This window comes from Mycolicibacterium hippocampi, from assembly GCF_010723735.1.
Classification (GTDB): Bacteria; Actinomycetota; Actinomycetes; order Mycobacteriales; family Mycobacteriaceae; genus Mycobacterium; species Mycobacterium hippocampi.
The window spans coordinates 2632200-2649101 of the sequence record NZ_BLLB01000002.1 but is presented as its reverse complement, the minus strand read 5'-3'; the positions used below and the strand labels follow the sequence as shown (position 1 = coordinate 2649101).

16 protein-coding genes are annotated in these 16902 nt (G+C 66.8%); 7 read left to right on the top strand and 9 right to left on the bottom strand.

Annotated elements, in window-relative coordinates; translation table 11 throughout:
- Positions 1-2: 2 nt before the first annotated feature.
- The 4 genes from G6N53_RS13835 to G6N53_RS13820 form a co-directional block, all read right to left on the bottom strand.
- The gene (locus tag G6N53_RS13835) at positions 3-1220 is read right to left on the bottom strand and encodes an amidohydrolase family protein (RefSeq protein ID WP_163889175.1); all 1218 of its coding nucleotides are present in this window, start codon (positions 1218-1220) and stop codon (positions 3-5) included.
- Positions 1217-2068, bottom strand: coding sequence for an enoyl-CoA hydratase (locus G6N53_RS13830; protein WP_163889173.1), 852 nt, complete (start codon positions 2066-2068; stop codon positions 1217-1219). Before G6N53_RS13830 ends, G6N53_RS13835 begins: the two co-directional genes overlap by 4 nt.
- 281 nt (positions 2069-2349) lie before the next feature.
- Complete coding sequence (locus G6N53_RS13825; RefSeq protein WP_163889171.1) at positions 2350-3147, bottom strand: SDR family NAD(P)-dependent oxidoreductase; 798 nt, start codon at positions 3145-3147, stop codon at positions 2350-2352.
- A gap of 10 nt (positions 3148-3157) precedes the next feature.
- Positions 3158-3919, bottom strand: a complete 762-nt coding sequence (locus tag G6N53_RS13820) for a crotonase/enoyl-CoA hydratase family protein (RefSeq protein WP_163889169.1) — start codon at positions 3917-3919, stop codon at positions 3158-3160.
- 263 nt (positions 3920-4182) lie between these two features.
- Between G6N53_RS13820 and G6N53_RS13815 the strand changes: the two genes are divergently transcribed.
- On the top strand, positions 4183-4929 hold the full coding sequence (locus G6N53_RS13815) for a TetR/AcrR family transcriptional regulator (RefSeq protein ID WP_163895863.1): 747 nt from the start codon (positions 4183-4185) through the stop codon (positions 4927-4929).
- 85 nt (positions 4930-5014) lie between these two features.
- On the opposite strand, the gene G6N53_RS13810 is transcribed toward G6N53_RS13815, so the two are convergent.
- From G6N53_RS13810 to G6N53_RS13800, 3 genes are all read right to left on the bottom strand, one after another.
- Positions 5015-6190, bottom strand: coding sequence for a thiolase family protein (locus G6N53_RS13810; protein ID WP_163889167.1), 1176 nt, complete (start codon positions 6188-6190; stop codon positions 5015-5017).
- A 78-nt stretch (positions 6191-6268) separates the two neighbouring features.
- On the bottom strand, positions 6269-7144 hold the full coding sequence (locus G6N53_RS13805; RefSeq protein WP_163889165.1) for an enoyl-CoA hydratase/isomerase family protein: 876 nt from the start codon (positions 7142-7144) through the stop codon (positions 6269-6271).
- Positions 7145-7167: 23 nt separating this feature from the next.
- Positions 7168-7944, bottom strand: coding sequence for a FadR/GntR family transcriptional regulator (locus tag G6N53_RS13800; RefSeq protein WP_163889163.1), 777 nt, complete (start codon positions 7942-7944; stop codon positions 7168-7170).
- A gap of 97 nt (positions 7945-8041) precedes the next feature.
- On the opposite strand from G6N53_RS13800, the gene G6N53_RS13795 reads away from it, so the two are divergent.
- Genes G6N53_RS13795 through G6N53_RS13770 form a run of 6 tightly spaced genes read left to right on the top strand, consistent with a single transcriptional unit; the run spans position 8042 to position 14979 of the window.
- Complete coding sequence (locus G6N53_RS13795) at positions 8042-8848, top strand: enoyl-CoA hydratase/isomerase family protein (RefSeq protein ID WP_371870825.1); 807 nt, start codon at positions 8042-8044, stop codon at positions 8846-8848.
- A gap of 13 nt (positions 8849-8861) precedes the next feature.
- Entirely contained in the window at positions 8862-9680 is an 819-nt protein-coding gene (locus G6N53_RS13790; protein WP_163889159.1) for an enoyl-CoA hydratase/isomerase family protein, read from the top strand.
- 8 nt (positions 9681-9688) lie between these two features.
- A complete protein-coding gene (locus G6N53_RS13785; protein WP_163889157.1) occupies positions 9689-10471 on the top strand; it encodes an enoyl-CoA hydratase/isomerase family protein in 783 nt (260 codons plus the stop codon).
- Positions 10471-11913, top strand: a complete 1443-nt coding sequence (locus G6N53_RS13780) for a class I adenylate-forming enzyme family protein (RefSeq protein ID WP_163889155.1) — start codon at positions 10471-10473, stop codon at positions 11911-11913. The genes G6N53_RS13785 and G6N53_RS13780 overlap by 1 nt, the downstream gene beginning before the upstream one ends.
- Entirely contained in the window at positions 11913-13475 is a 1563-nt protein-coding gene (locus G6N53_RS13775; RefSeq protein WP_163889153.1) for a class I adenylate-forming enzyme family protein, read from the top strand. Before G6N53_RS13780 ends, G6N53_RS13775 begins: the two co-directional genes overlap by 1 nt.
- Positions 13468-14979: a class I adenylate-forming enzyme family protein gene (locus G6N53_RS13770; RefSeq protein ID WP_163889151.1), complete on the top strand. Its 1512-nt coding sequence runs from the start codon at positions 13468-13470 to the stop codon at positions 14977-14979. The genes G6N53_RS13775 and G6N53_RS13770 overlap by 8 nt, the downstream gene beginning before the upstream one ends.
- Before the next feature lie 3 nt (positions 14980-14982).
- On the opposite strand, the gene G6N53_RS13765 is transcribed toward G6N53_RS13770, so the two are convergent.
- Complete coding sequence (locus tag G6N53_RS13765) at positions 14983-16167, bottom strand: CaiB/BaiF CoA transferase family protein (protein WP_163889149.1); 1185 nt, start codon at positions 16165-16167, stop codon at positions 14983-14985.
- Between the two features lie 64 nt (positions 16168-16231).
- Positions 16232-16900, bottom strand: coding sequence for a GntR family transcriptional regulator (locus tag G6N53_RS13760; RefSeq protein ID WP_163889147.1), 669 nt, complete (start codon positions 16898-16900; stop codon positions 16232-16234).
- Between the last annotated feature and the right edge of the window lie 2 nt (positions 16901-16902).

Sequence of the window (16902 nt, the reverse complement as noted above, 5' to 3'; positions counted from 1 at the left end):
TTCTACGCCGAAGCCGTCACGTTCGCGCCGAGCAGGGTGAGCGCGTTGTCGCGCATCACTTTCCGGGTGTCCTCTGCACTGAATTCGGGGAACTGCGGGATGTCGGCGGTGAACGCCATCGGGTCGGCCAGACCCTCGCCATGCGGCCAGTCCGAACCGAACAGGATCTTGTCCACTCCGATGGTCTCGGCGAGCAGCTTGACGTCGTCTTCGTAGTACGGCGCGATCCACACGTTGTTGCGAAGCTGTTCCACCGGGTCCTCCTTGTAGTGGTAGGGCGCGGTGTTGGCGGACTTCTTCAGCCGTTTGATGAGCCGGTAGACGAAATAGGAGCCGTTCTCGATACTGGCAACCTTCAGGTTGGGATGCCGGGTGAACACCTGGTGCACGATCATCGACGCCATCGCGTCGTGGATCGCGCGGTCGTCGAGCAGCACCTGGTCGAGCGGATCCTTCTTGCCGAATCCCTCGAACGTCGCCTTGCCACCCCACAGCGCGGCGATCGCCAGGTACCCGCTGTCGGACAGGTGGAACACCACCGGGACTCCGGCCTCGGCCAACCGTGCCCACACCGGGTCGTGCACCGGGTCACCCAGCGATCGCGGCTTCACCGCCCCGGGAACCGGGGCCGGCCGCACACACACGATCTTGGCGCCGCGGCCCAGGACGAAGTCCACCTCGTCGACCGCCTTGTCCGGATCGGCCAGGGAGATGATCGGCGCCGACAGGAACCGGTGGTCGGGACGATCGAAACCCCAGTCCTCGTCCAGCCAGAGGTTGAACGCGTGCACCGTGGCAATCGTCGCCTCGATGTCGTGCTTGAGTGCTTCCTCGACCCCGCACGCGAATGTCGGCAGCATGAACACGGTCTCGAGGTTCTGCTTGTCCAAGATCTTGACCCGGGCGTCACGGTTCTGGTACTCGGGATGATCAGCCAGCCGATCGACCTTCATCAACGACGCCGGGTCGACGCCCTCAGGGATCTCGCCGCGGAACAGCAGGTCCAGGCAGCCGGGTTCGATGATCGGGTCGAACGTCGGATTCGGGATGAAGTGGTTCACCACACCTCCCATCACCGCGAAGGTGCGTTTGCCCTCGGTGAGCATCTGCACGCCACGGCGCTTGAACTCCTTGGGCAGGTGGCGGGTACACGAGTCGGTCGTCTCGTAGTAGTGATTGTCGACGTCGATCGCCCGGTAATCCAGGGGTGCCACGTTCACTGTTCCTCCTCGAGCGGCGGGAATGTGGGCTGTCTCTTCTCGAAGAAGGCGGTGATGCCTTCGATGAAGTCGGGCCGCAGCATCGACTCGTGCATCAGCTTTTCCGCCGTGGTGCTGGTCTGGTGGATGTCGCGCAACGCATCGCCGTAGATCTGCCGCTTGATGACCGCCATCGCGCTGGGCGCGCAGTGCATCGCCATGTCCTCGGCGTAGGCCAGGACCCGCGGCATCAGCTCGTCGGGCGCGACGACCTCCTTGACGATGCCGAGTTCCTTGGCCTCCTCGGCGTAGAACGTGCGTCCGCTCAGCAGCAGGTCGAGCGATTCCCCCCATCCCACCACCCGCGGCAGGATCCAGGAGATGCCGTATTCGGCGATCAGGCCGCGCCGGGCGAACGCGGTGGTGAACTTGGCGCCTGCAGCGGCGAACCTGACATCGCACATCAGAGCCTGGGTGAGCCCGATGCCCGCGCATGCCCCGTTGATCGCCGCGATGACCGGCTTACGCAGGCCGGTCACGAAGTGGGGATGACGCTCCCCGACCAACTTCGCGACGTCGGTGTCCGCACCGGCGGATTCACCCGCACCGCTGATCGTGTCGAGATCACCCATGTCGGCGCCGGCGCAGAACGCGCGGCCGTTGCCCGTCAGCACGATCACGCGAACGTCGGGATCGGCTTCGGCGCGGTCGATGCACCGGTAGAACGCGCCGGCCAGTCCGCCGCCCCAGGCGTTCATCCGCTCGGGACGGTTCAAGGTGACCACGGCGACACCGCTGTCCCGCAGGTCGAAGAGCACCGGGCTGTCCGGATCGGACTCGGTGTCAGACTTCGTGTCGGAAACGGTCACTGCGACCTCATGCCCGTTCGGCTCCCTCAGAAGCGGTTCCCACTTGATGTACGTCCATACTGTACACCTATCGGTAGCGCCTTCTGCAAGATGGCGGAGTGCTGCGGGATTCAGCCATCGACCGATCCGAGCCGGTGATACCGGAGCGGATCTGGTTCTTGGCCTCTTCGGGCAGATCCCTTGCGAGGGAATTGATTCCGGGTGAGAGCCGACGGGCTGGCTCAGCGCCGAGATGACGTATCCGGCCGTTGCCATGCGCCGCTCCCCTCAGGTGTCACCGATCAGGTGAAGTCACTACCACCGTCGACGTTGACGTTCGCGCCGGTCATGTAGGAATTGCGCCGGGACGCCAGGAACGCTGCGACGGGGCCGATCTCGTCGACCAGGCCCGCGCGGGGCAGGTGGGCCGGATGCCCGAAGTGCTCGTCGATGGCCTCCATCAGGCGGTACGGATCGGTGCCGTCGACGCCCACGGATTCGGCCCAACCCACGAGCGCCTCCGACGCGATGCTTCCCGGTGACACGACGTTGACCAGGATCTCGTCAGGAGCCAACTGCAGGGACAGGTTCTTCGACACGCTGTTCACCATCGCCTTGGCTGCGGTGTAGGCCGCAAGCCTGGTGCTCTGCCGCTGAGTCGAGTGCGCGGAGAAGTTCACGATCCGTGCCCACTCGGCGCTGCGCAACAACGGCAGCGCCGCCCGCACGCAGCGCACCATGCCCATCGCGCCGTCTTCGATGGCAGCCCGCCACTGGTCGTCGGTCAGCTCCTCGAAAGAGCCGGCGGCGCTTGGCCCCACCGTGTTGATCAGGACATTGAGTTCGCCGCCCCAGCGCCGGCCCAGTTCGGCGAACACCCGCACCACCTGGTCGTCGTCCGCGATGTCGGCGAGGATACCCACGGCATCGGGGCTGCCCAGGCGGCTCAATTCTGCGGCGGCTTGATCCAGGACGGACTTCGTCCGCCCGAGCAGCGCCACCCGGGCACCGTCCTCGGCCAGGCAGCGGGCGGTCGCCAGGCCCATGCCACGGCCCCCGCCGACGACGACGGCGGTCGCATTCGCGAACCCGAGGTCCATCCGGGTGCCGTCAGGTTCCCGTCCAGTTCGGCGCGCGCTTCTCGGCGAATGCCGTCGCACCTTCCATCGCATCCTTGGACGCGAACACCGGCATGATCAGGTCGCTCTGCTTCTTCCACATCTCGTCCTCGGTCCAGCCTGCCGACTTGGCGATGATCTCTTTGGTGACCGCCACCGCCAGTGGACCGTTGGCGGTGATCCGTTCGGCCAGCGCCATCGCCCCGGCCAGCGCTTCGCCGGGCTCGGTGAGGACGTTGACGAACCCCCATCCCGAGGCTTCTTCGGCGGTGAAGTTGTCGCCGGTCAACGCCAGCTCGAGCGCCTTCTGGTACGGGATGCGGTGCGGCAGCCGAAGCAGGCCGCCGCCCGCGGCCACCAGCCCGCGCTTGACCTCGGGGATACCGAATTTGGCGTTCCTGGCTGCAACCACCAGGTCGGTGGCCAACACGATCTCGGTCCCGCCGGCCAGCGCATAGCCCTCTACGGCGGCGATGACGGGCTTGCGGGGCGGACGTTCGGTGAATCCGATGCCGCGCCCGGGAATCGCAGGCACTTCGCCGGCCATGAAAGCCTTGAGGTCCATCCCCGCGCAGAAGGTGCCCCCGGCGCCCGTGACGATCGCCACCGACAGCTCGTTGGTGTCGTCGAGCTCGTCCATCGCATCCGCCAGACCCTGTGCCACGGCGAGATTGAACGCGTTGCGCGCCTCCGGACGGTTGATGGTGATGACCAGAGTCCGTCCGTGGCGTTCGGTGAGAACCTCGTCTGACACAGTGCCCCTTTCGCCTGCCGCTCAACACCATTGGCCGGTTGCCGCCGGACGATGATGGAAAAGCTTACTATAGGCCTTACAGTAGAAGAGTGGAAACACGGTGGCCGTGTCCCCCAGCCGCCGGACGGTAAGGTCGCGTGCACGGTAGCGGCGCGACACGACTGCAAAGGCGCAGTTCAGAATACCGGCTGCCGGTGATTCACGACCACCACCCCGGCTCCCGGAGCGGCACGACGTGGCATCGAACGATGGAGGTTCCCCGAGTGGCGAAGCAGGCGACCGCGGAGAAGCGTCAACGGCGTGAACGCGGATCGATCAATCCCGACGACATCATCAGCGGAGCTTTCGAGCTCGCCGAACAAGTGTCGATCGACAACCTGAGCATGCCGCTCCTCGGCAAGCACCTGGGCGTTGGAGTCACGAGCATCTACTGGTACTTCCGCAAGAAGGACGACCTGCTCAACGCGATGGCCGACCGTGCGCTGCGCCAGTACGTCTTCGCCACCCCGTATGTCGAGGCCAAGGACTGGCGCGAGACGCTGCGCAACCACGCGCGGTCGATGCGCAAGACCTTCCTGGGCAACCCGATCCTCGCCGACCTGATCCTCATCCGGTCGGCGCTGAGCCCACGCGCGGCGAAGATGGGCGTCCAGGAGGTGGAGAAGGCGATCAGCAGTCTGGTCGAGGCGGGTCTGTCGCCCGAGGATGCCTTCGACACCTACTCGGCGATGTCGGTGCACGTCCGCGGGTCGGTGGTGCTGCAGCGACTTCGCGACAAGAATCTGTCCGGCGAAGAGGCGCACGGCGACATCGACGACACGATGTCGATCGACCCGGAGACCGCGCCGTTGCTGGCGGCGGTCACCCAGAAGGGGCATCACCTGAGCGCGGCCGACGACCGCAACTTCGAGTTCGGTCTCGAGTGCATCCTCGACCATGCGGGACGGCTCATCGAGCAGAACAGCAAGCCGACACGCAAGGCCGCCAAGAGCACCGCGCGCAAACGCTGACCCACGCCGCCGACCAGCGCCGGAACTGTATTCCAGGCGGCCTGGTTGTGGTTTTTCCCGCCCGGAATACCGTTCCGGCGGAGGTCTAGACCTTGACTATGACGGCGCCGCCCTGGCCGCCGCCTGCGCACATCGCGGCCACGCCGATCCCGCCGCCGCGGCGCGCCAGCTCATAGACCAGCGTCGTCACCATCCGGGCACCGGATGCGGCGATCGGATGGCCCAGGCTGCAGCCGCTGCCGTAGAAGTTGACCAGCTCCTCATCGAGACCGAACTCGCGGCAGGCCGCGATCGGCACCGACGCGAACGCCTCGTTGATCTCCCACAGCGCGACGTCGGAAGCCTTCAGGCCGCCGCGATCGAGCACCTTGCCGATCGCTTTCAGCGCGCCGAGGCCACAGTCGCGCGGCGCGACGCCCGCGGACGCCCAGGCCTTCACGGTGGCCATCACGTTGAGCCCGTGGGCATCGGCGTAGTCGCGATCGACGACCGCCACGCCGGCCGCGGCGTCGTTGGTGCCGCTGCTGTTTCCGGCGGTGATCGAGAAACCCTCGATCTCCGGGTGCAGCACCTTCAGCCCGGCCAGCTTCTCGACCGTGGTGTCGCGGCGGGGATGTTCGTCGACGCTGAAGTCGATCACCGATCCGTCGGGGAGTTCGACCTTGAGCGGGATGATCTCGTCGGCGAACTTGCCCGCGTCCTGAGCGGCGACCGCGCGGTGGTGGGAACGGGCGGCCCAGGCGTCCATCTCCTCACGGGTGATCCCCATCGACTGCGCGGTGTTCCACCCGACGGTGATGGACATGTCCTTGGCCGGGGCGTCGGGTGTCTCGACGTGGGTGGGCGGCATCCAGCGCTCCTCGAACTTCAGCTCGGGGCCGGGGATGCGCCAGTTCGTCAGCGGCGTCATCGACAGCGACTGGACACCGCCGGCGATCAGCACCCGGTCCATGCCGGAGCCGATCTGCGCCGAGGCATTGCCGATCGCGGTGAGGCTGCCTGCGCAGTGCCGATTCACCGACTGTCCGGGAACATGCTCAAGCCCGGTTGCGGTCGCCGCATAGCGGGCGAGATCACCTCCACCGTAATGACTTTCGGCGAAAATGATGTCGTCGATGTCGGCTGGGTCGACACCGGAGCGCCGGACCACCTCGGGCAGCACCGTGGTGATCAGGGTCTCGGGCGGCGTGTTGACCAGCGTGCCCTTGAAAGACCGGCCGATGGCCGTCCTGGCAGCACCGACGATGACGGGTGTTGGCATGTTCTCGACCTCGGTTTCGACGTGAGCGAACTTTACAAAACTAGCAGATACTGTAGCGCGGACAGTAGGTGAGGCGGGTCACTCGGGTTCTGGCACGTGGAAGTGCTCGTCACGGAGCCGGAACGCCTCCTTGGTGCCGTGCTGCGCGCGGGTCTTGACGAAGTTGAACTCGCCGGGCGCGAACTGCAGGTTGGTCCCGTAGGCGTGGAAGAGGTAGCTCGCGACCTCTTCGCCCTGGTAGGCCTGGCTCTGCTCGACGAGACGGAACGCTTCCTTGGCGATGACGACACCGTCGGCGGGCATCTTCGCGGCCTTCTCGGCCCAGTAGCGGGCGCGTGCCGTAACGGATGCAGCGTCGCAGGTGTCGGTGAAGATCCCGAGGTGTTCGACTTCACCGGCCTCGATGATGTCGCCGGTGAGCAGCATGCGCCGGGCCAGCACAGGACCCAACCGGTGAAAGAACATGTGCAGGCTGCCCAGGGCGGGTCCCAGAAACCGGGTCGCCGGCATCCCGATCCGGGTGGTACGCCCGATCACCGAGATGTCGGTCATCAGCGCCATCTCGAAACCGCCGCCGAGGGCGTAGCCATCGATCTCACCGACCGTGACCTTCGGGAAGCCCATCAAGTTGTGGTAGAAGCCGAAAGACTTGCGGTCCACGGTGAGCCGCCGCCGCTGGCTCGGACGGCGGTTGGATGTGGGTTTCTCCGAATCGCCGTACCAGCCGTAGGCGTTGTTCATGTCGGCTCCGGTGCTGAACACTCCGTCGGCCCCGCGCAGCAATACCACCGTGAGGTCGTCGTCCTCGGCGACCAGATCGAGGTGACGCGCCAACTGGTCGCGCATCGCCGCGTCGTAGGAGTTGCGCTGCGCGGGATTGTTCAGCGTGATGGTCGCGATGCGCTTGTCCCGGTCCGCGTCGAACAGCACCCGGTCGTCGGCAGTGGTGGTCATGGTGTGATCCTGTCGTCGGTTCGTCAGCGGTCGTGGCCCGAGATCAGCTTGGCCTCGATGGTCTTGGAACTCCCGGCGGCCAGCGTGTTGCGGCGCGCTGCGGCCAGATGGTCTTGGGCCAGCCGCACCGCACGCACCGCGTTGCCCTCGGCAATGGCGTCGAGCAACCGGTTGTGGTCGCGAAGTGCCGCCCGCATCGTCTTGGGCTCCATCGGGTCGCCGGGGTGGTGTTCGTCACTCCACACCGATGATTCATGGGCCGACCAGATCACCTCCAGGGAGCCGATGAGCAGGATCATCGGCTCGTTTCCGCATCGGGAGACAAGCGCCTCGTGGAACCTGCGGGCGTTGGGCACGTAGCGCGAGGGCGTGTCGAAATGCTCGACCTGGGAGTCGATCGCGGCCCGTAGGTGCGGCACCACCTCGACCTCGCGGTCCTCTCGCGCAGCGCACATCCCGGCGCAGATCGGCTCGAGGTGCAGCAGCGCCGCGCTCACGTCGCCGGGTGTGGCGGACCTGGTCTGCAGCACCATGCTGATCATCTGTGCGGTCCGCTCCGCCGACGGCAGGTGCACAACCGCACCGCCGACGTTGCCGCGGCGCACCGAGATCAACCCGTCCGACTCCAGGATGTGGATCGCCTCCCGCACTGCGGGCGGACTCACGCCGAACTCGGCGAACAGGCTCTCCTGGGAGGGCAGCACGTCGCCTTCTTTCAGCCGCCCGGTCAGGATGTCGTCGCGCAACCGGGACGCCACCAGTTCTGCGACCCGTGGCGGCCTGATGCGCTGCACTGTCACTGTTCCGTCGACGACCTTTCCTTGCTAAGTTGTACAGGATACTAATGGTAGTGCCAACTGTATGGCTATCTGTATGGCTATCCGAGGAGATGACCGGGTGGGTGACGACGGGGATGCAGGCGCGGTCCGGCAGACCAGGAGCGGCGCCGTACTGACCATCACCATGGATCGGCCGACTCGGCGAAACTCGCTGAGCCGCAGCATGGTCGACGACTTGGTCGCCCTCTTCACCGCTGCCGCCACCGACGATTCGCTGCGTGCCGTGCATCTGACCGGCGGCGGCGCCGACTTCTGTGCGGGCGCGGACTGGGTGGCCACCAACAACGCCAGCAGTCGGCCGAGGACCGGAGATCTCGCGCGGCGCATCCCGCACACCGCGAACCGGCTAATCGAACTCATCACGACGATCCAGTTGCCGGTGGTGTGCAGTGTGCGCGGGTGGGCCGTCGGGCTGGGCTGCAACCTCGCGTTGGCCGCCGACTTCACCGTCGCCGCCACGGGCGCGACCTTGTGGGAGCCCTTCGTCGACCGCGGATTCAGCCCGGACTCCGGCGCGACCTGGCTACTGCCCAGACTCGCCGGGGTGACCAGGGCCAAACGCATGCTGCTTCTGGGCGAGAAGGTCTCCGGCGGCGAGGCCGCCGAATGGGGCCTGATCGATCAGGCCGTCGCACCCGACGACGTCGAGGCGGCCACCGACGACCTCCTCGCCCGGCTGGCATCGGGTCCGACGGTGGCGATCGGGCTGGCCAAGCAGGCGATCAACTACGGGCTGGGAGCCACGCTCGGCCAGTCGATGACACACGAGTTGTCGAGCCTCGAACTCTCCTGCAGAACAACCGACTTCAAAGAGGGGCTGGCTGCCTTCCGGGAGCGACGAGCACCCGAATTCAAAGGCAGATGACGAAGGGAAGTACGTGACGACCAACCCAGGCCGATTCGACACGATCGGCTACGACGTCGACGGGCACACCGCCACCATCACATTGAACCGCCCGGAAGCACTCAACGCACTGTCACCGCACATGATCACCGAGTTGCGCGCCGCGTACGACGAAGCCGAGAGCGACGACAACGTCTGGCTGATGGTCGTCACCGGGACCGGTCGGGCGTTCTGCACCGGAGCCGACGTCAAGGAGATCCCCGAGGACGGCAGGGTTGTCTATGAGCGGCCCTATCTGTCGACGTACGACCAGTGGGAGGCGCCTCAGGAGGGCACTCCCCCGTTCCGGCGGATGGCCAAACCGGTGCTCGCCGCCATCAACGGCATCTGCTGCGGCGCGGGTCTGGACTGGGTCACCACCGGCGACATCGTGATCGCCTCAGACAAGGCCACTTTCTTCGATCCGCACGTGAGCATCGGCCTGGTCGCCGCACGCGAGATGGTGCGGTTGGCCCGCGCGCTGCCGCGCTCGGTGGCGCTGCGGATGGCGCTGATGGGCAAGCACGAGCGGATGAGCGCCGAACGCGCGTACGAACTCGGCATGGTCACCGAGGTGGTCGAGCACGACAAGCTGCTGGAGCGGGCCCACGAGATCGCCGGCATCGTCAACTCCAATGCGCCGCTTGCGGTGCGGGGAACCCGGCTGGCGATCCACAAGACACTCGACCTGCCGCTGCTGGAAGGCGAGATCCTGGCCGAGACGTTCCGCGAACGGGTGGTCCGCACCGAGGACGCGCAGGAGGGACCGCTGGCCTTCGTGGAGAAGCGCACACCCAACTGGCAGTGCAGATAGGACTGCCGATGAGCGACTTCGAAACCATTCTGCTGGACCTGGACCACGACGCTCACGTCGCCACGATCACGCTGAACCGGCCGCAGGCGTTGAACTCGTTCAACCGCCAGATGTGTCACGAGATGAAAGACATCTGGCACGTCGTCAAGGCCGATGAGGCGATCAACGCGGTGGTGTTGCGGGCGGCGGGCGACCGGGCGTTCAGCGCCGGACTCGACGTGAAATCCCGCTACGCACAACCCGATATCGTGTGGAACCACGAGGACCCCGGTGAACTGCTCAGCCCGAAGTGGCAGAAGATGTGGAAGCCCGTGGTGTGCGCGGTTCAGGGCATGTGCACCGCAGGGGCTCTCTACTTCGTCAACGAGGCCGACGTGGTCATCTGCTCTGACACTGCGACGTTCTTCGACTCCCACGTCAGCGCAGGTCTGGTGTCCGCCCTCGAGCCGATCGGGCTGATGCGCCGCGTCGGTCTCGGCGACACGCTGCGCATGGCCCTGATGGGCAACGACGAAAGAGTGTCGGCACAGACCGCGCTGCGGATCGGTTTGGTGACCGAAGTGGTCGCCGAAACCGATCTCTGGAGTCGGGCACACGAGATCGCAGCAATGATCGCGGCGAAACCACCGACCGCCACCCAGGGCACCGTCAAGGCGATCTGGGAATCACTGGACAAGCCGTACCGGGCCGCGATGGACCAGGGACTCATCTACACCCGGTTGGGCAACCCGATCGGCAAGGCCGAGCTGGCGAAGAGTGTGGCCCCGAAGGCTCGGCCGCGGATCCGCTGATGACCCATCCACTTTCGAGACGAATCGAGCATGTCCTCGGCCTGGCGCCAACCGCACCGGCGTTGGAGTTCGAGGGCCGGTGGCACTGCTGGGGTGAGATCGCCTCCCAGGCCCGGCGGATCACGGCGATCAGCCACGGGCGCACTGTCGGGATCATGCTGCGTAACGAACCGGCCCATGCCGCCGCCCTGCTCGGCGTGCTGGCAGGCGGTGGCACCGTCGTGGTGATCAATCCGTCACGCGGGGACGAGCGCACCAGGGCCGACCTGGAAGCGCTACGGCTACCGGTGCTCATCGGCCTCGAGGACGACCTGGCCGCGCTCGCCCCGTCGACCACCGCGACGACGGTGGCGATCAGCGACCTCGATGCCTCCCCCGTGGTCACCGAGGGCGCAGTCGCCGAGGACCAGAGCCGCCCCGGTGTCGCGGTGTGGATGCTGACCAGCGGCACCACCGGCCCACCCAAACGCGTCGATCTCACCTACGACATGCTGGCCCGCAGCGTCATCGGCGATGACCCCGCGAGATCGGCGGCGCCGGCCGAGATCAGGCGTGGCGTTGCGATCGTCAACTCGCCGCTGGTGCACGTCGGCGGCGTCTTCCGGGTGCTGCTGTGTGTCGCGGAGGCCCGGCCGTTCGTACTGCTCCGGCGCTTCGACTTGGAACAGTGGGCACGCGCGGTGCGCCGACACCGACCGCGGGCGGTGTCGCTGGTGCCTGCCGCGCTGCGCACGGTGCTGCACTCCGGTCTGACCCGCGAAGACCTCGACGGTGTTGCGGCCGTGACGTCGGGCACCGCGCCATTGTCGGCCGACGACGCCGATGCGTTCACCGAGAAGTTCGGCATTCCGGTTCTCACGTCCTATGCGGCCACGGAATTCGGAGGCGGGGTAGCCGGCTGGACGTTGGCGGACCACCGGAAGTACTGGCGTGACAAGCGTGGCAGCGTCGGCAGGGCGAACCCCGGTGCGGGGCTGCGGGTGGTCGACGCGACCGGCGTACCACTGGGGCCTGACGAAGCCGGCCTGCTGGAGGTCAAACCCGCGCAGCTGGGGCCGCAGGCGGACTGGTTGCGCACCACCGACATCGCACGCCTGGACGCCGACGGGTTCCTGTGGATCCTCGGGCGGGCCGATCAGGCCATCATCCGCGGCGGTTTCAAGATACTGCCCGACGACGTGCGTGCCGCGCTGGAAGCTCATCCCGCCGTACACGGCGCGGCGGTCATCGGTCAGCCGGATTCTCGTCTCGGTGAGACTCCGGTCGCCCTGGTCGAGTTGCGTGCCGGCGCCGTCGCCAGCCATCACGAGCTGGTCGAGTTTCTGCGGAGCCAGTTGGCCCGCTACGAGATTCCCACCGACATCGTGATCACCGCATCGATCCCCCGGACGCCCTCGGGCAAGCCCGACCTGACGGCCGTCCGGAGCTACTTCGCACCATGATGCCGATTCCGCTGACCGTCGCCGGACTCGTCCGAAGCCAACGCCGGTGGGAGGACAAGCCGCTGCTGGTCTGCGACTCCGAGCGGCTCAGTTACGCTGATGCCGAACGGTTCTCCGCATCGCTGGCCGGTCGGCTGGTCGAGCTGGGAGTAGGAAAGGGCACCCACGTCGGGCTGCTCTACCCCAACGGGGCGCAGTTCGTCGTCGCGATGCTGGCCGCCACCAGGATCGGTGCGGTGGCGGTCCCGTTCTCCACCTTCAGCACCGCACCGGAACTACGCACGCAATTGGTCGACAGCGACGTCACTGTGCTGCTCGCCGCGCGGAGCTTCCGCTCCCACGATTACGTCGGCCGCCTCGGCGAAGCGCTGTCGACCTCGCCGGAAACGCCGGGACCGTTGTACTGCGTGGCAGCGCCGGCACTGCGCCATGTGGTCTTCACAGGCGACGAGCACGCGGCTACCACCGCGTTCGTGTCGACCGGACTGGAGGACGACGTCGGCTGCGACGACGTCATGGCGATCATCTACACCTCCGGCTCGACCGGCACACCCAAAGGTGTCGTCCACACCCACGCGGCTCTGCTGGAACATCAACACAACCTCAACGAAATACGTCGGCTGCGGTCGTCGGACAGGTTGTTCTGCAACTCACCGTTCTTCTGGATCGGTGGGTTCGCCTTCGGACTGCTCGCCACCATGGTCAGTGGGGCCACCCTGGTCTGTTCCAACGCCACCGACGCGGGCGAGACGCTCGACCTGCTCGAGGCCGAGAAGCCCACCATCACGAACGGATTCGTCGCCGGAATCACACACTTGACCCGACACCCGAGCTTCTCCGGCCGCGACCTGCACTCCATGCGGCGGGGCAATCTGTATCCGATCATGGCCCCCGATGTCCGACCGGCCGACACCGAACTGCGCCACAACATGCTCGGCATGACCGAAGCCGGCAGCGTACTTCTGCTCAGTGGAGACGACACCGACCAGCCCGAAACCCGGCGTGGTTCCTACGGGGCGCTGGCGCCGGGATTCGCCGCCCGCGTCGTCGATCCCGACACCGGCCGCGACGTGGCCACCACAGAACTCGGGGAGCTGCTCATCAGGGGTCCCCACGTGATGCAGGGGTACTACGGGCGCAGCCGCGAGGAGTGTTTCGACCCCGACGGCTGGTTCCACACCGGCGATCTCGTCCGGTGCGACAACGACGGGTTCTATTACTTCGCCGGCCGAGCCGGGTCGATGATCAAGACCTCCGGCGCCAACGTTGCGCCCGCCGAAGTCGAGAAGGCACTCGCGGCTGTCATCGAAGCGACCGACCCGGCGGCAACCGCACACGTCCTCGGCCTTGCGGACGCCGACAGGGGCCAGATGGTGGCCGCGGTCGTGGCCACCGACTCCCCCGCGATGCTCGACGCGGCAAGCATCCTGCAGGCGTTGCGCTCCGAGCTGTCGGCATACAAAATTCCGCGGCGGCTCATCGTTGTGCGGCATCCTGAACTGCCGGTGCTGTCCAGCGGCAAGATCGACGTCCCCGGCCTGCGGCGGCTCTTCGGTGACTGACACAATCGACGCCCTGTTGCGGGAGCACGCCGCTCGGCACGGCGCCAAACCCGCGATCATCGATCCGCAGAGACGCATCTGCTACCGCGAGCTGGACACGGCCACCCGTGAGCTCGCCGCCGCGTTCGTCGAAAACGGCATCGGCAAGGGATCGCGTGTCGGCTTGATCATGCCCAACGGTGTGGAATGGGCCCGGATCGCGTTCGCACTGCTGAGGATCGGCGCGGTGCTTGTACCGCTGAGCACGCTGTCGACTCCGCGCGAGTTGACGGCGCAGTTGCGCACTGCGTCGGTGCAACACCTCATCTCAGTCGAGCAGTTCCGTGGCCACCGCTACCTCGCTACGCTCGAGACCTCCGGGCTGCCCGCGCTCAGGTCGATCAGTACCCCGGAGCAGGCCGACGCGCTCACCGCACGCCCGGCTGCGGCGTCGGTCGTCGAGGCGCTGTCGCGGGGTGTCAGACCCGGTGATCCGCTGGTGGTCATGTTCACCTCCGGCAGCAGTGGCCCGCCGAAGGGAGTGCGCCATTCCCACGGCAGCGCTATCGGTGCAGTGCGGTCTGGCCTGGCGGCTCGGTGCATCGATCCAGGCACCCGGCTCTACCTGCCGATGCCGTTCTTCTGGGTCGGCGGCTTCGGCGGCGGCCTGCTGTCGGCTCTTGTCGCCGGTGCCACCTTGGTGACCGAACCTGCCCCCGAGCCGGTTTCGACGCTGCGCCTGCTCGAGGCCGAGCAGGTGACGCTGTTCCGCGGCTGGCCCGACCAGGCTGCCGCGTTGGCGCGACACCTCGACGGGGTCGACGTGGATCTGTCGACACTACGGCCGGGAAGTCTCGAAGACCTGCTGCCGGCCCATCGGCGCGCCTCACAAGGCGCCAGGGCAATGCTGTTCGGAATGACCGAGTCGTTCGGTCCGTATTGCGGTTTCCCCGCCGACACCGACATGCCGCCGTCGGCGTGGGGCAGCTGTGGCCGGCCCTTCGCCGGTATGCAGATCCGCATCGTCGACACCGACACCGGGGTGCCGGTGCCCGTCGGCACCGTCGGGGAGATCCAGATCCGGGGCCCCCACGTGTTACGCGGGCTGTGCGGCCGCAGCAGGGAGGAGGTGTTCACTCCCGATTACTACTATCCGACAGGCGATCTCGCCCGGCTGGATGACGCGGGGTTCCTGTTTTTCCACGGCCGCTCAGATGACATGTTCAAAGTCAGCGGCGCCACCGTCTATCCCAGCGAGGTCGCCCACGCTCTATGCACCCTCGACGGCGTGAGGGCTGCCTTCGTGACGAACGTGCCCGGCCCTGGGGGCGGCCAGGTAGGCGCCGCGGTGGTCTGCGGGACCAGCACCACCGCGGAGGCACTCCACACTGCGGCCAGGACGGTATTGAGCAGCTTCAAGGTACCCACGGTGTGGCGGGTGCTGGCCTCCGCCGACGCTGTTCCGCGAGGGGCGACGGGCAAAGTCGATGTGGCCGGGCTCCGCGAGATGCTCACCCGGGGCTGAGGCTCATACCACGCAGCGGTCCCTGAATTCTGCAATATCTGTTGTGGTGTAGCCGATCTCGTCGAGGACTTCGTCGGTGTGCTCACCGAGCAGCGGGGCCCGCCGACGGATCGCCCCCGGCGTCGCCGACAGCCGGAACGGGGTCTGAGTGATCGGGACGTCATGCGCCGCGCCGGGGAACGGGACACGCTGGAGATAACCCATCGCCGTGACGTGCGGATCATCGAGCACTTCCTGGGTCGAATACATCGGCGCAGCAGGCAGCTTCGCCGCCTCCAACAACCCGGTGACCTCGGCCTTGGTCTTGTCGGCGCACCACTGGGCCATGATCTCGTTGAGGACGTCGCCGTTCTCCCAGCGAAGGTCGTCGTCGGCGAACCGGGGGTCGTCGAACAGGTCCGGTCGCCCGACCAGCCGGCACCACCGTTTGAACATCGGCTGCCCCGCCACCTGCAGCAGCACCCAGCCGTCATCACAGGTCCGGTACAGATCACAGGGCGCCACCGACGTCCCCTGGTTCCCCATCCGCGGTTTGTCGGTGCCGAGCAGGTCGCGTTCGATGAGGAAGGCATTCGACATCATCATCGCGGTGGGCAGCAGTGCACCCTCGACATGCTGTCCCTCACCGGTGCGGTCACGGTGGTACAGCGCCATCATCACCCCGATGGTCATGGTCAGTGCGGTGCCGAAGTCCGCGTAGGGCACCACCGTTCGGATCGGCCGCTCCGGCATCCCCTGCCGGTAGGTCGCACCTGACATCACCTGACCGGCGCCGTCGAAACCGATCCGGCCGCTGTACGGGCCCCCCTCACCGTAGGCGGTCGCACTCGCCAGGATGATGTCCGGCCGGACAGCCCGCAGCGTGTCGTAGTCCAGACCGTTGGCACGCATTCCGGTCGCGGGCATGTTGGCCACCACGATGTCTGCCCGTGCCACCAACTTTCGGTTGATCTCCTTGCCCTCGTCGGTGGTCGTGTCCAGGGTCAACGAGCGCTTGTTCCGATTGCACTGCAGAAACGTCCCGCCCTCACCACCATCGGTGACCGACTGAACCCAACGATCCTCGCCACCCTCCCGCTTCTCCACCCGCACCACGTCCGCGCCCATGTCCGCCAGAAGCGCCGAACACCACGGCGCGGCGATGAAACGCCCGTAGTCCAGCACACGCAAACCGTCCAGGACGCCCATGACCCACCTTTGCAGACACAATGACTGTAAGGCTTACAGTATCCCAACCGCTCCTGTCGTCGGGTCAGCCGATCACACCGCGCCGGGTGAGATGCTCGATCAGTGGCACCGCCCCCGCCGCGAGGTGTTCGGACATCGCCGTGCGCGCAAGTTCCGGATCACGGTGCGCCAGCGCATCGAGCAGCCTCCGGTGGTGGCCGTTGGACCTGTCGGGCCAGCCGTCGATGGTCGGGAACACCGACTCCGGGGCGTAACGGGTGATCTGGGACATCAACTGCGCCAGCTTGGGTGAATCCGCGGCCACGTTGATGGCGCGGTGGAACTCGTGGTTGAGGCGCACCGCGCGTTCGCCGTCATCGGCGGAATAGGCCGCTTCCAGCTCGGTCTGAATTCTCTTCAGCTCCTCCAACGCCGTGTCGGTGACGTTGGCCGCCGCCCTGGCCGCCAACTCGCCGCCGATGTGAGCTTGCACATCCGACACGTCGGTGATGTCCCGCGTCGTCACCGGCAGCACCACGAAGCCGCGCCGGGGTTGCTGGTCGAGCAGCCCCTCGGCCTTGAGCTCGAACAGCGCTTCTCGGACCGGGGTGACGCTCACCCCGAGCCCGGCGGCCAGTTGGTCCAAGCGCACATATGTTCCGGCAGAGTAGGTTCCGTCGAAGATCCGGTGGCGGACGATCCGCGCCACATCCTCGGCGAGCTGCGGCCGGGCGGAGAAGTCGGGAGCACTCATCG